Annotated in this window: 8 protein-coding genes; 2 read left to right on the top strand and 6 right to left on the bottom strand. The window is 36.7% G+C overall.

What is annotated here, in order from left to right; all coding sequences use genetic code 11:
• Window positions 1–368: 368 nt before the first annotated feature.
• From OM074_RS12070 to OM074_RS12045, 6 genes are all read right to left on the bottom strand, one after another.
• Entirely contained in the window at window positions 369–1,787 is a 1,419-nt protein-coding gene (locus OM074_RS12070) for an efflux transporter outer membrane subunit (protein ID WP_301199735.1), read from the bottom strand.
• A gap of 4 nt (window positions 1,788–1,791) precedes the next feature.
• Window positions 1,792–4,953 carry an efflux RND transporter permease subunit gene (locus OM074_RS12065; RefSeq protein ID WP_301199732.1) on the bottom strand — a complete coding sequence of 1,054 codons (3,162 nt, stop codon included), beginning with the start codon at window positions 4,951–4,953 and terminating at the stop codon, window positions 1,792–1,794.
• An 83-nt stretch (window positions 4,954–5,036) separates the two neighbouring features.
• The gene (locus tag OM074_RS12060) at window positions 5,037–6,101 is read right to left on the bottom strand and encodes an efflux RND transporter periplasmic adaptor subunit (protein WP_301199731.1); all 1,065 of its coding nucleotides are present in this window, start codon (window positions 6,099–6,101) and stop codon (window positions 5,037–5,039) included.
• 73 nt (window positions 6,102–6,174) lie between these two features.
• A complete protein-coding gene (locus OM074_RS12055; RefSeq protein WP_301199729.1) occupies window positions 6,175–6,615 on the bottom strand; it encodes a MarR family winged helix-turn-helix transcriptional regulator in 441 nt (146 codons plus the stop codon).
• A gap of 273 nt (window positions 6,616–6,888) precedes the next feature.
• Window positions 6,889–8,289 carry a glucuronate isomerase gene (uxaC, locus tag OM074_RS12050; RefSeq protein WP_301199727.1) on the bottom strand — a complete coding sequence of 467 codons (1,401 nt, stop codon included), beginning with the start codon at window positions 8,287–8,289 and terminating at the stop codon, window positions 6,889–6,891.
• Between the two features lie 143 nt (window positions 8,290–8,432).
• A complete protein-coding gene (locus OM074_RS12045) occupies window positions 8,433–12,794 on the bottom strand; it encodes a two-component regulator propeller domain-containing protein (RefSeq protein ID WP_301199726.1) in 4,362 nt (1,453 codons plus the stop codon).
• 246 nt (window positions 12,795–13,040) lie between these two features.
• On the opposite strand from OM074_RS12045, the gene OM074_RS12040 reads away from it, so the two are divergent.
• Window positions 13,041–14,228: a glycoside hydrolase family 88/105 protein gene (locus OM074_RS12040; RefSeq protein WP_301199725.1), complete on the top strand. Its 1,188-nt coding sequence runs from the start codon at window positions 13,041–13,043 to the stop codon at window positions 14,226–14,228.
• 10 nt (window positions 14,229–14,238) lie between these two features.
• Entirely contained in the window at window positions 14,239–15,561 is a 1,323-nt protein-coding gene (locus tag OM074_RS12035) for a pectate lyase family protein (protein WP_301199724.1), read from the top strand.
• Window positions 15,562–15,563 lie beyond the last annotated feature (2 nt).

Here is a 15,563-nt window from a genome sequence, read left to right as displayed (position 1 = left end):
CATGAAGCTTGGTAGAACCCTATATTGATGGGTAGAACGGCCTTGTGAGCAGGTAGAACAGGTCAATGCCTTGGTAGAAGGGGGCAGTAACTTGGTAGAACCAGTATCCAAACCTTCCTGGTTTATTTACATTATGTAAGTAAACCTGGAAGGTTTTAAGCCTAAGATCCCTGATCAGCTATTAAAAGAACAAGTTAAAACCTTGCAGGAAGAAACTATTTGGAAATGATAAAGTATCCAACCATCGTGCACATTGGAAAGTGCACGATGGTTGGATTATTAATTTGATCATTAAATATCTTGAGAACAACTCTTACGTCTCTTATCAGAAGTCTAACGATCTATTGTAAGCAATATCTAATAATAAATCAGTTCTTGCCTCCGCCTAAGGCTTTATATAATGCCACTGAATAATTTAGTTGCTCTAACTTATCTGATACCTGGCTTAATTGAGCTGAGAGTAAATTTTGCTGAGCACTTAATACCTCAACGTAATTGGCTTCGCCTGCTTTTAATAGTTCCTGTGTAAAATCAACAGCATTGGTTAATGCGATAATTTGTTTGTTGCGCAAACCGTTTTTATTTACTGATGATTTAAAGCTAAAGAGGATGTCGGACACTTCCTGGCCTGCTTCCAGTACTGTATTTTTAAAAGTTAACAATGCTTCTTCCTGTTGGGACTTAGCAATGGCTAAACTTCCTCGCAGTTGTTTTTTATAAAAAACAGGCTGTGCTATTCCAGCCACAAAATTTGCGGCTATATTTTCAGGTTTAAAGAAATCAGAAAGCTCTGTACCATTAAAACCTATAGATCCACTACTTAAATTAATACCAGGGTACAAGCTGGCCTGTGCTGCATTTGTTGCTTCAAAGGCCGCTCTGAAAGAAAGTTCAGCACTCAATACATCGGGGCGTTTTGACAATAATTGAGCCGGAACCCCGTACTTTAACTCAGCCGGAACCGTTTGTTGATTGATGGCACTGCGAGTGACTGTTCCCGGCGTTTTTCCCAATAAAACACATAGAGAATTTTCTTGTTGTTGGATCTGATCTTCTATGGCATATACAGATAGCTGAGTGTTGTATAATAAAGCCTTACTTTGCTCAACGGCAGCACCATTGGTTTGTCCTGCATCTTTTAAGGCTTGCATTGTTTCAGCACTTTCAGAAAGCAATCCGATGGTTTCTTTAGTTACCCTGAGTTGCTCATCTAATGACAGTAAAGTATAGTATAATTGAGCTACACCGGCAATAATATTGGTTTGAACCAGGTTTTTATACTCCATTGTGTTTAACAAAGAGGCATAACGGGCCTTTTTTGTACTCTTTAATTTACCCCATGCATCCACTTCCCAGGAAGTAGTTAAACCCAATGAAAGTGTATTTGCATTGTAGCCTAAAACCTTTGTTGAACTTCCGTTATTGCTGTATAAAGTAAAATCATCCTGGGCAGCAATACTTAATGTTGGTAACTTGGCAGCCTTGGCCATCGAAAAATTCGCCTCCGCCTGTTTTATGCGTTCAATAGCTACTTTCATATCCAGGTTATTATCTAAAGCTTCCTGAATCAATTGCTTTAGTATGTCATCGCTAAAATATTCCTGCCATGGAATATCAGCTATGGTAGTCGAATCAGAGGTGTTTAAATTCTCATCTCTGATTAAATCCTTTGTATCTACATTTAAATCAGATACATTTTTGCTTGTACGGCATGAGCTCATTCCAATAGCTATAAAAACAGCTATCAGAATGGCACTTTTGCCTGTATATTTTAATCTCTTTTGCATCGTATTATTGAATTTCTTTAATTTCCTCGTCATCAATAGTAACTATCTTATGCTTACTTACCCTTTCTTGTAAACTTTGGAATATGATAAACAGGGTTGGAATGATTATAACCCCAATTAGAGTACCCACAAGCATACCCCCGATGGCACTAATACCAATCGATTTGTTACCAATAGCACCGGCACCTTTTGCCAAAGCCAGGGGTAATAGCCCAAATATAAATGCAAACGAGGTCATTAAAATTGGTCGTAAACGGGCCACAGCACCAGTAATAGCAGCTTTTACAATACTCATGCCCTGTTTTCGTCGCTGTAATGCGTATTCTACAATCAAAATGGCATTTTTAGCCAGCAGACCGATTAGCATGATCAATGAAATCTGTACATAAATGTTATTCATAATACCTGTACCGCTGACCATAGCTACAAAGATGAACATAAACACTCCGGCCAAACCAACAGGGAGAGAAAATATTACAGCCAATGGTAAAATATAACTTTCATAAAGCGCGGCCAGTAATAAGTACACAAACACCAAACAAAGCACAAATATGATAGCCGTTGTGCTGCTGCTGTTAACCTCTTCACGGGTCATACCTGAAAAGTCGTACCCGTAACCATCAGGCATATCGATAGTTTCAATAAACTTCAACACATCACCCGAACTTTTCCCTTCGTAATAGTTAGGGATAATAGTTACCGACATTGAAGAATACAGGTTAAAACGGGTTAACGCCTGAGGGCCTGTTACATCTTCAATAGTGATAAATTCAGAGATGGGAGCCATTGATCCGCTGCCTGTTTTTACCTGCAGATAACTTAAATCTTCTAATTTAGAACGATATTCAGGAGCAGCCTGTACCATAACGCGAAACTGCTTACCATACAGGTTAAAGTTAGATACATACATACTTCCAATATAAGCCTGCAAGGTAGTCATAACAGTACTCAAGGTCATGCCGGCATCCTTAACCTTGGCAATATCCACATGAATTTCCTTTTGAGGGAAACGGGGATCGAAAGTATTCATGATCATCATGGAAGTACCACTCGCCCTGATTTTATCAAGGAAATCATTAGTAACCTCATAGAATTTATTAATATCACCACCTGTTTTATCCTGCATTTTTAATTCAACACCACTACTCATACCAAAACCCTGGAGCGTTGGCATACCAAAGAACATAAACGAGGCATTGGCTATACTGTCGGTTCTTTGTTTCAGGATGGCAGCTACATCATCGGTAGTAATATCCCTCTCGTTCCAATCATCCATTTTAATAATCATTGATCCGTAAGAACTACCAGCACCGCTTAAAAAGCTTATTCCTGTCAGGTTGGTTACGGTGCGTACATGAGGGATTTCATTGGCTATTTCTACTACTTTTTCAACTATGCTATCGGTTCTTTCCAACGAAGATCCCGGAGCCAAAGTAACAAAACCCATTACACCTCCACTATCTTCCTGAGGAACAAATCCGGCAGGTATCATATTGATAAGGAAGTAAAAGATATAGCTGAATACACCAATAATAACAACAGTAATCCATCGGTGGCTCTTTTTACCCATGAAGTTTAATGTTTTACCATATTTTTTGGTAACAGCATCAAATCCAACATTAAACACATAGTAAAAACGTTGCATAAAATTGCGATCCTTTGCTTCAGGAATATGATGGGCTTTTAAGAATATAGCACATAATGCAGGACTTAGCGTTAATGCATTTATAGCTGAAATAACAATAGAGATGGCCAGAGTTAAACCAAATTGCTTAAAGAAAACCCCACTGGTTCCTCCAATAAAACTTACCGGAATAAATACAGCCGCCATTACCAAAGTAATAGATACAATAGCAGGTGCAATTTCGCTTAATGCACTTAGAGTTGCTTTACGGGGATCTTTTTCTCCTGCATCCATATGTGAGTGAACAGCCTCAACCACCACAATGGCATCATCTACCACAATACCAATGGCAAGCACCAGTGCAAACAAGGTTAACAGGTTTATGGAGAAACCAAAAACCAACAGGAAAAAGAAGGTTCCAATAATTGCAACAGGAACCGCAATGGCTGGAATTAAAGTAGCCCTGAAATTTTGCAGGAATAAAAACACTACAATAAATACGAGAATAAATGCTTCAAATAAGGTATGCAACACTTTTTCGATAGAGGCATTTAAGAAACTACTGGCATCCATTTCAAAAGTATATTTCATACCATCAGGAAACGACTCTGCAGCCTTTACCAATTCTTCTTTAACTTCGCTGATAACATCCTGGGCATTTGATCCCGCAGTTTGCGAAACACCCATAACGATGGCCGGATTACCTTGGTTTAAAGTATTTACGGAATAAGATAAAGAACCTAATTCAACATCAGCAACATCTTTAAGTCTTAATATCTGAGAATTTGAAGAACGGATAATAATATCTTCAAACTGCTCTTCGGTTGTTAAACGCCCGGTATATTTTAAAGAATATTGAAATGTTTGATTACTATTGGCACCCAATTCACCAGGTGCTGCCTCAATATTTTGGTCCTGTAATGCCGCAATAACTTCTGTTGGATTCATTTTATATGCAGCCAAAACATCAGGCTTAAGCCAGATACGCATAGAATAATTTCGTGCCCCATAAACAGTTGCACTACCAACACCAGTAACCCTCTTAATTTGAGGAATAATATTAATATTGGCATAGTTTTGAATAAACTCACCATCATAATCCGGATTAGTAGAAGATACCGCAATAAACAATATGGTACTACTTTGTTGCTTTTGCACAGTAACTCCAACCTGTGTTACTTCCGAAGGTAATAAAGAGGTTGCCTGAGAAACCCTGTTTTGTACGTTAACTGTAGCAATATCAGCATCAATTCCCTGTTTAAAATATACCTCTATTTGTGCTGAACCACCATTTGATGCCGTTGAAGTCATATACGTCATTCCTTCAACACCATTAATAGATTCTTCAAGGGGTACAATTACACTTTTTAATACCGCTTCGGCATTGGCCCCACTATAGGTTGTTTGTACCCTAACTGTTGGAGGGGCAATATTTGGGTATTGTTCTACCGGCAGGGTAGCAATACCAATAACGCCCAACACTACAAATAATATAGATATTACCGTAGATAGTACGGGACGTTCTATAAATGTTTTTAACATTAGCTTTTTCTTTTAATTTAGTGACTGTTATAAAACTCTGACAATAGTGTTATGCCAGTTTTAAGAGCAGTCATTTATACTAATTATTGAATCTGGATTTCCATTCCATTTTTGAGTGTTGAAATACCGTCAACAACTATTTTATCTCCGGCATTCACCCCATTTAATACAGCATAGCTTTTGCCGTCAGGGGTGGATTCTACGGTGATCACTTTTTGTGCTGTTTTATTCCCATCCAGAGTGTAAACCAGTACTTTGTTTTGTTGAGCAAAGGTTGCTTTTTGAGGTACAACCACAACATTTTTAAGTAATGTAGGAATAACCACTTTCCCGCTTGTTCCGCTCCGTAACAAACCATGGGGATTACTAAATACTGCCCTGAAATTTACAGCTCCGGTACTGGCATCTACAACACCCGAAATGGTTTCGATGCGCCCGGCTTCTTCATATTCACTTCCATCTGCTAATATTAATTTTACAGACGGCATTTTATCAATCTTTTCGGCCTGAGTATCGCCTTCCCATTTGCGCATATACTCTAATAACTCTTTTTCATTCATCGAAAAATAAGCAACCACCTTTTCGGTGTTCGCAATGCTTGTTAATATACTTGAGCTGTTTACCAGTGTTCCTATACGATAGGGTAAGGTTCCTATGGTTCCGTTGATCGGACTCGTTACTGTGGTCCAGCTTAATGAAGCTTTGGCCTTATCTAAATTAGCCTTGGCAGAGTTAAAGGCATTTTCATACGTCTTTAGCAATACCTCACTGATAATCCCTTTTTCAGCCAATGGGCGCATACGTTCCACATCAAGCTGAGCAGTATTATATCCGGCCTGAGCTGTTTCTAAAGCCTGAATTGATGAGGGCGAGTTGATTTTAAATAAAGGGGTTCCTTTGGTAACTACCGAGCCTTCATCAACAAAAACGGCTTCAATAAAACCATCCACTCTTGGTTTAATTTCAATATCAACTTGTCCTTGTAGCACGGTTGGGTATACCGAATGCAATTCAACATTTTTTGCAACCAATTCTGCAACAGGGTAGGTTTTTGTGGATTTCACAGCGCTTGTTGTCTGTTCTTTTTTTCCACAAGAAACCATTAGTAGAAGCCCTAAGGCTCCTGTCATAATCTTCTGTAAATTCATAGTATATTTATTATTTATTTTTATCGTTGTTTTTAACAATAGTATACATTTGCAACTATTGAGGTAAATTTTTTTATTTTAATCCCAGTTTATTTTGAATATGATCAAATACTTTAAAGAAAACAGCTACATCTGTTTCATTTAATCCTTCCATTAGATTTATTGTAATTTCCTGATCACATTCGGTGAAAAGTTCTGTGTATTCATATCCTTTTTCTGTAAGCGTAATAATGTTTCTTCTACGGTCGTTAGGATCAGTACTACGTATTAATAAGCCATCTTTTTCCAGTACATCAATCATTCGTAGTACAACTGATTTGTCCTTTTTCATGATTTCTGCAATGTCTTGTTGTACTGGGGCTGTTTTTACGCAGTATTTTACAACCAATAAAACAACCATTTGATCGAAGCTGTACTCTATTCCTTTTTGTTTAAGCATATCAGCCATCAACTTGGGAAATACTCCTTTTATGGATCCTATGGTCATTCCTAATGGTTTAACATTCAATTTCATTTTGTTGTCATTTAAATTTGATACATATTGATATGTAATGTATTATATGTTTTTATTAAAATAATATCCAGAGCAACTTAAAAACAAATGCAAAATAAAGCACAACAGTTGATATTTGCAACTGTTGACAATGACATTTAATGGTTTTTAACATCCAATTGTGATGAATAAGTCTTTTTTTCTGAATTATACTGTATAAAAAAACAGCGCCGGCTATTATTAGCCGGCGCTGTACCTATTTTTAAATAATGTCAATGATAAATCAAGAAAGGACTAGAAGTTAAAGTAATTTTTTGCATTGTAATAGCAGATACCTTCAACATATTCCTTTAAGAGCTCCATGTCGTTTGGAATTAATCCTTTTTCAACGTCTTGTCCTAACAGGTTACATAGTATTCTCCTGAAGTATTCATGGCGGCTATAACTCAAAAAGCTTCTTGAATCCGTCAGCATACCAACAAAACGGCTTAACAGACCAAGGTTTGAAAGTGCATTCATTTGTTTTTCCATTCCATCTTTTTGGTCAAGGAACCACCATCCAGAGCCCCATTGTATCTTTCCTGCAATACTTCCGTCCTGAAAATTACCCAGCATTGTTGCATAAACTTCGTTATGGGCTGGATTTAAGTTGTACAGAATTGTTTTAGTAAGTTTTTCTTCTGTGGCAAGGCTATTTAAAAATTTCGACATATCCTTGGCAACCAAATCATCACCAATGGAATCAAATCCGGTATCAGCACCCAATTTGTTGTACATAAAGGTGTTGTTGTTTCGGATAGCGCCAATGTGGAATTGCTGTGTCCATCCTTTAGCATGATCCATTACAGCCAACTGGTATAAAACAGCCGATTTGTATTTGTTAATTTCCTCTGAGGTTAAAGCTTCTCCTTTTCTTGCTTTAGAAAAAATTGCTTTAATTTCATCAATGGTGTAATCATCGCAGAAGAATCGGTCTAAACCATGGTCAGACAATTTACATCCCATTTCGGCAAAGAAATCCTGACGGATTTGCAGCGCTTTTAATAAGTCATCATATGATTCAATTGTTACACCTGCAACTTGAGCTAAAGTGTTTACATAAGCATTAAAGTCGTTAAGGTTATCAATGGCCATTGCTTTATCAGCTCTCCATGTTGGAAGTACTTTTGTTTCAAAACCCGATTCCTTTATTTTTTTGTGGTATTCCAGTGAATCAACAGGATCATCAGTAGTACAGATGATTTCAACATTTGCTTGTTTGATTAATCCTTTACATGAAAATTCCGGAGTTTGAAGTTTTTCGTTACATTCATTCCAAACCTCTTCTGCAGTATTTGCATTCAAAAGTTTTTTAATTCCAAAGGGCTTGTTTAATTCAAGGTGTGTCCAGTGATATAATGGGTTACGTAATGTATAGGGTACTGTTTTTGCCCAGTTGTTAAACTTGTCCCAGTCACTTACGTCTCCTGTAATTTCATTTTCCGGAATTCCGTTGGTACGCATGGCACGCCACTTATAATGGTCGCCATATAGCCATATTTGAGTCAGGTTTTTAAAATTTACATCGTCAGCTATTTGTTGGGGTGGAATATGGCAGTGATAATCAATAATAGGGAGCTTTGCTGCGTAATCGTGATAAAGCTTTTTTGCTACATCGTTCGATAATAAAAAGTCATCAGTGATAATTGTTTTCATAGTACTCTATGTTTTAATTTTTAATGTCAAAGAAACTTCTGGTTTATTTGTATTTGCAAAGATAATGAAAATAATGTGTACGCACACATTATTTTTGTAATAATCAAAATGTGGGGTTGTGGCATTACTAAATAGGTACAAAATTATTTCTTTAACTTGCTGGGGGGATACCCATACATCATTTTAAACTGGCGTGAAAAGTATTTTACGTCAGTATACCCAATTTTGAATGCGGCATCTGCAACCGGGTATCCTTTTACAAGAAACTCATGTGCAATTTTTAGTTTGATCTGGCGTATAAACTCAAGTGGACTTAATCCTGTGAGTCCTTTAACTTTGTTATAGAGAACAGTGCGGCTAACGCAGCAATATTCTGTTACTTTCTCTATACTTAAATCCATAGAATAGTTTTCTTCAACAAATTTTAAGAGGTTTTGAAGAAACTCCTCATCCTTTGAATTCACCTTTAGGGTTTTGGGATCAACGGTTTTGTTATCCCTGAATTTTGATATTACAAGCTTTCGTTGTTTTATAAGGCTTTCTATAACAGCTTTTAAATAGCTCGAATTTAAAGGTTTTGTAATATATGCTTCAGCACCTGTTTCATAACCCGAAATTTTATCCTGAATATCGCTTTTTGCCGTCATCATGATTACAGGGATATGGCAAGTGCTAAAATTCTCTTTTAATTTTTTAGTCATTTCAGTACCATCCATCTGTGGCATCATTATGTCAGTAACAATAATATCCGGATTGTTTCTTTCAGCAATTTCCAGGCCTTCTATACCATTGTTGGCAACCAGGCAATTGTAATTTTTTAATAATTTGCTTTTTATGTAGCTTAAAATTGGAGCGTTGTCTTCAACTATTAAAATAGTGGCTTTGTTTTTGTCTATGGCGTTTTTGTTCAGATAATCAGGTGTATACGTTATTTCTTCGGAGTGGCTTTCTATCTGAATCTTCTGCCCATCCTGTATAGCTGTAACATTGGCCTGTTGAATAATCTTTTCCTTGTCTAATGGCAAGGTCAGGCAGAATGAACTTCCTTGTCCAGGTTCTGATTTCAGATCTATATTTCCTCCATGTAGCTTTGCCAGTTCAAAAGCAAGAGATAGACCAATGCCGCTGCTCATATTATTTTTGTTGTTCAGGATCACATAGCGGGTAAAGATGTCGGAAATATGTTCGTTAGGTATACCCGGGCCTTCATCACTTACATTAATTTTTGCAAGATTTAAATCATTGTCTTCAGATAGCGTGATGGCTACACTTTTTCCCCGTGGTGTATATTTAAGTGCGTTGCTGATCAGGTTATATAAAATAGTATCTAACTGAATGGGGTCTGCCCAAATAGGGATATCGGCATTATAAGGGTGAAATTTGAACGTAATCCCATTATGTTTTGCCAAAGGGATAAAGCTGTTGTATATGTTTTGTACAAATTCGTTTAGATATATTTCTTGTACCTTCAGGTTTAACTTATTGTTTTGTATTCTCCTGAAATCGAGTAATTGGTTTACAAGATGAAGCATCCTTTTGGTGTTCTTGCGCATCAATATCATTTGTTGTTTGATGTTGTCAGAAAGGGAATTTTCTTCCAGAATATCTTCTAATGGCCCTAATATCAGGGTTAGAGGAGTCCTGATTTCATGTGATATATTGGTGAAGAAACGGAGTTTTAATTCGTTAATTTTTTTCTCCAGTATTAAGTCATTACGGTATTTGTTTATTTGTGTAACTATGGTTCTTACAATCAGGAGTAATCCGATAAGTAAAAGGGCATATAAAATATAGGCCCAAATGGTTTTCCACCAGGGGGGTAGGATTTCTACCATAAGTTTTTGCGGAGTGGTTTTCCATTGTCCCTTACGGTCTGTATTCTTAACTAAAAATGTATAGTTTCCCGGAGGTAGGTTGGTGTAAGTTGCTTTGGTTTGGTTGCCAACATAATTCCATTGATCTTCAAATCCTTCCAGCATAAATGCATATTGGATTTTTCCGGGATCTAAATAATCAAGTGTTGAATATTCAATACTAAAACTCGATTGCTTGTAGGTAAGTTTTATTTGTTCAGTAAAAGTGATACTCTGCATTAGCGGAGAATTTTTGTCGCCTATTACAACATCTTTATTAAATAATTGAAAATTGGTTAACTCAATGTTGTTTTGTATATCCGGGATTTGAAGTAACTGTGGCTTTATTATTTCAATGCCGTTTGCACCTCCAAAAAGTAAATAGCCATTTTTTTGTTTATAGGAGGTGTTTTCTGAAAATCCATTGAACGACAGTCCGTTGGATTCGTTAAAAATTTCAAAGTTTTGATTGTGTTTATCGTAGCGGTTTAATCCATATTCGGTACTAAACCAGATACTTTGGTTTTCATCTTCCTGTATCCCAAAAATAGCGTTGTTAGAGAGGCCATCCTTGGTTGTAAGATTTGTAAACTGAATTGAATCGGTAAGGGGTAGCTTTATTCTGCTAACTCCCCCTCCGGATGTCCCAAACCATATTTGTTTTTCTGAATCTTCAAATATTTCTATAATATCATTATAGGTTATTGAATTAACTGATTCAATGTTTTTTAAATATTTTTTAAACGAAAAATTATTTGATGAAAGGCTGTCTGCAAACAATACATTTAACCCGAAAGACGTAGCTACCCATATGTTTGAATCAGAGTCTGTTTTAACCTGACGTACCAGGTTATTGGATAACTGGCTATTGGATGAGTTAAGGTTTTTGAACTTGAGAGAAGTTATGTCTTCAGGGGTTGTAATACTTATCCCATTGCCGAATGTTCCGATCCAGATGTTGTTCATATAATCCTGCTCAAAGCTGTATATGTTGTTGTTGCATAGTGAGCTAGGGTCGTTTTGTTCCGCTTTGTAGTTTATAAATTCAATATTTTGGTATTGGTTTATGTTGTTGGGTAAGGGGGAGGTGCTTACAAACAATCCCTGTCCTTTGCTTCCCAGCCAAATATAATTGTTGTTGTCGAAAAATATAGAGTAAATATTTGTGTTCAGAATATCTTTAAACAGTGGGTTTTTATATCCGTATTGATGGACTATATTTAGTTGCTTGTCAAGTATAAAAAGTTCTCCGCTTTTTGTTCCACACCAAATGCAACCATTGCGATCTTCAGAGATGGATCTGACCAGATTATCAGTTATCTGGCTTATATTTTCCTTTAGCAGCAGGTGTTGAAAAGCAGGGTTGCGTTTAATGATTTTTTCTAATCCCCCTTTGTATTGACCTGTACCCACCCACATCAATCCTGTTTTGTCTTCTGTAATACAATGCACTATGTCTGAAGAAATGGAGTAGTTATTGTTTGGGTCGTTGGAATAATTTACAAAGGTATTGCGTTGTCTGTCGTAAAAAGACAACGCCCCGCCATGCAATCCAACCCATAAATTTGAATCCTTATCTTCATAAAATACATGCCTTTCTAAATCAGTAATGGCTTTGTGCTTTTTTATTAAATAGGTTTCAGATTCATAACTGTTCATATCAACCCGGGTAACGCCATATTGATCCGATGTTACCCAGGCATTGTTGTATCGGTCAAAATATATCTGATCTACATTATTGCCATGTATTTCAATGTTTTCCCATTGGTTGGAATGTGTGTCAAATGCTATTACCCCCTGGTCTTTTAAAGCAATAAATATTTTGCCATTTTGCGATTTTATTAGTTTTAAAATGTTGTTTGTTGATATATAAGGAGCGTTGAAAGCATTGAGGAAATGATAGGATCCGGTTTTTTTGTCGTATGTAATAATACCATTGCTTTCAGTAGAAAACCATATTTCTTTATCTGTTTCAACAGCAGAGTTAAATGAGTAGTTAATAAAAAGGTGCTGAAAATTAAAGGTGTTGTTTCTAAAATCTTTTTTTGTTAACAGGTTAATCCCTTTCTGTGCACCTACCCATACCGAAGAGTCCTGATCTACTATAATAAACCTGACTGTGTTATTGGTAATAGTGTACCTTCCTTTATCACTAATCTGAGTATTATTGTACGTGTCTTGTTTCGGGTCGTGTTTTAAATAATATATTCCCCTTCCCGATGTGCCTATCCAAATTTCATTGTTGGAGTATTGCCGGAAACAAGATGATTCCTTTATCTTGTTGTAATCCGGTGCTTTATAGTCAGGTACGCTTTTAAATATTTCCTTTCGTGGATTAAATGCGTGCAAATAATGGTCATATGTTTCAAGCCAAATATAGTCTAAGCTATCCTGCCATAATTTAATAATGCGGTTGTTGGCAAATGTATTTTGTATGTATACCTTAAAATTATTTCCATCATACCTGTTCAGCCCATCCCTGGTTCCAATCCATAGAAAACCTTTTTTGTCGCATAACATACTGGATACGGTACCTTGCGATAAGCCATCTTCAGTGTCAAAATGTTCAAATCGGTAAATATCCTGCCCTTTTGAAAACAAAGGCGATAAGAGCAGTAAAACAAGAAATATATATTTTTTAAGATTTTCCATACTATTTGCTTCAAAACAAATATAGCATTATTAACTCATTTAATTACGAATAATTGGTAAAATAAGAATTTTTGTAATATATAGAAAGTGTTGAAAATCAAGGTTTAGAACAAATGACTACCCTAAATAGTAACAATTTGTCTACCATAAAATGATGAAATGTACCCTTGGGTAAAATAGGGATGTCATAATTTTATAAATGTTAAAATATAATTAAAAACGTTATCGGAAGTAAAGGTGTTTTTTATGAAACAGATAATATACATAATAGTTTTAGTGATTTTGTTAGGATGTAATAATACGCCATCTAACAAATCTCAACAACATCAAAAAACAACCCGGAAATGGTCGGTTAAAATGGCTGATGCCGTAATGCAGGAATATGATAGCCTTGTTTATTATTTAAACCCACAAAAAGTTAAATGGGAATATGATTATGCTTTTTTAGGACAGGCAATCGATCGTTTAGGGGATTTGGATCCTAAGTATTCAGAATATATGCAAGCCTATATTGATTATTTTGTTCGTGAAGATGGCAGTATATATAAATATAAACTCAGCGATTATAACATTGACCGTGTAAACCCGGGAAAAAATGTAATTACATTATATAAACGCACCGGAAATGAAAAATATAAAAAGGTTATAGACCAATTGGTGCTTCAAATGAAAGAGCATCCAAAAACAAAAAGTGATGGGTATTGGCATAAAAAGAGATACCCATACCAAATGTGGCTGGATGGTATTTATATGGCTTCTCCTTTTTTAGCACAATATGCCAAAGAGTTTAATGAACCTCAGTGGTTTGATGTGGTTACTCACCAGATTAAACTGATTTATAGTAAAACGCGTGATGAAAAATCGGGCTTGCTATATCATGCATGGGATGAAAGCAAACAGCAAAAATGGAGTGATCCGGAAACAGGCTTATCGCCTCATTTCTGGAGCAGGGCTATGGGCTGGTATGTTATGGCTATTGTTGATGTTTTGGATTTTTTGCCTGATCGTCACCCCGACAGGGAAGAGTTGATTGCAATTCTTAATAACACCTGTGAAGCTTTGCTGAAAGTAAGAGATAGCGAGTCGGCGCTTTGGTATCAGGTTTTAGATCAGGGAAATCGCGAAGGCAATTATCTGGAAGGTTCCGGATCGGCTATGTTTGCTTATGTTTTTGCCAAAGGGGCAAATAAAGGGTATTTAAATCAGGCCTATTTAAACCTTGCCAACGAAACTTTTGATGGAATCATTAATCATTTGATTACGGAAGGTACAGATGGTAAGATTGAGATGAAAGACATATGCGGAGGTTGTGGATTAGGTGGGAATCCGTATAGGGATGGTTCTTTTGAATATTACATAACAGAAACGAAGGTTACTAATGATACCAAGGGGGTAGCTCCCTTTATTCTGGCAGCAATAGAGTTAGATCGATAAAGTTTTTAATATGAAGAGATTATTGAATATAGTACTTGTCTTAAGTCTTGTTGTTTCTACAGCATTTGCTTGTAAAAATAAAGGTGTTCCTGCTTTTCCGGGAGCAGAGGGAGCAGGTAAATATACAACAGGCGGAAGGGGCGGTATAGTTTATACGGTGACCAACCTGAATGATGATGGCCCAGGTAGCTTACGGGACGGGATTCAAAAACATGGTGCACGGATCATAGTATTTGCTGTAAATGGTTATATCGACCTGAAATCGCAACTGGTAATAAACAATGATGATATTACCATTGCAGGGCAAACCTCTCCGGGTATGGGGATCTGTTTAAGAGGACATGGATTAAGGATTAATGCCAATAATGTAATTGTGAGGTATTTAAGGGTTAGGCCCGGCGATGCTGCCCAAACAGAGTTGGATGCCCTTACCGGAATGAAACACAAGAATATTATTGTAGACCATTGTAGTTTGAGCTGGGCTACTGATGAGGTTTGTTCATTGTACGATAATGAAAATATGACGGTACAATGGTGTATTATCAGCGAAAGCCTGAACCAAAGCTTTCATTCAAAAGGCAAGCATGGTTATGGAGGGATATGGGGTGGAATGAAAGCTACCTTCCATCATAATTTGTTGGCCCACCATACCAGCCGAAATCCTCGTTTACAGGGATGCAGAAAACTTTCTACACCGGAAACAGAGCATGCCGAGATTGTAAACAATGTGATGTATAATTGGGAATCGAAGTGTATTTATGCAGGAGAGCAGGGAAGGTATATTATATCAGGGAATTACTTTAAGCCAGGTCCTGCTACTAAAAAAGCATCCAAAGTAAGGTTGCTCGAACCTTATGCGCCCTACGCAGATTTTCAGTTTAGTAAAAACTTTTTGGAAGGAAATGAAGATATATCAAAAAGTAATCTTAAAGGAGTTCTGCTGGATATAGATACCATTAGTAAATATTTTAAAAAATCGCTGGTTGCTGCTTCTGACTTTAAAGTTGAATCAGCACAAAAGGCTTATGAAAAGGTGCTGAATGGTGCCGGAGCCAGCAAACGCAGGGATGCTATCGACAAGAGAATCGTTGAAGAGGTAAGAAAAGGTGTGGCACATAGTGCATTGAAAGGGATAATTGATAAGCCTGAAGATGTGGGCGGATGGATAGTGATAAAAAGCGCTGAGGCGAAAAAGGATTCCGATAAAGACGGGATGCCGGATGAGTGGGAAACCAGGAACCGTTTGGATCCAAATGATAGTTCTGATGCATCGGACTATGGTTTGGATAAAGACTATACAAATATTGAATACTATTTAAACAGTTTACTTTAAAA

The sequence above is a fragment of the Plebeiibacterium marinum genome, from assembly GCF_026013615.1.
GTDB classification, from domain to species: domain Bacteria; phylum Bacteroidota; class Bacteroidia; order Bacteroidales; family Marinilabiliaceae; genus Saccharicrinis; species Saccharicrinis marinus_A.
The sequence above is the reverse complement of the archived record's forward strand: the minus strand, read 5'-3'. Positions and strand labels throughout refer to the sequence as shown.

Excerpts from the sequence above, each read along its gene's own strand:
- OM074_RS12065 (WP_301199732.1), bottom strand. The coding sequence starts at position 4,953 with ATGTTAAAAACATTTATAGAACGTCCCGTACTATCTACGGTAATATCT.
- OM074_RS12070 (WP_301199735.1), bottom strand. The coding sequence starts at position 1,787 with ATGCAAAAGAGATTAAAATATACAGGCAAAAGTGCCATTCTGATAGCT.
- OM074_RS12060 (WP_301199731.1), bottom strand. The coding sequence starts at position 6,101 with ATGAATTTACAGAAGATTATGACAGGAGCCTTAGGGCTTCTACTAATG.
- uxaC (WP_301199727.1), bottom strand. The coding sequence starts at position 8,289 with ATGAAAACAATTATCACTGATGACTTTTTATTATCGAACGATGTAGCA.
- OM074_RS12035 (WP_301199724.1), top strand. The coding sequence starts at position 14,239 with ATGAAGAGATTATTGAATATAGTACTTGTCTTAAGTCTTGTTGTTTCT.
- OM074_RS12055 (WP_301199729.1), bottom strand. The coding sequence starts at position 6,615 with ATGAAATTGAATGTTAAACCATTAGGAATGACCATAGGATCCATAAAA.
- OM074_RS12045 (WP_301199726.1), bottom strand. The coding sequence starts at position 12,794 with ATGGAAAATCTTAAAAAATATATATTTCTTGTTTTACTGCTCTTATCG.
- OM074_RS12040 (WP_301199725.1), top strand. The coding sequence starts at position 13,041 with ATGAAACAGATAATATACATAATAGTTTTAGTGATTTTGTTAGGATGT.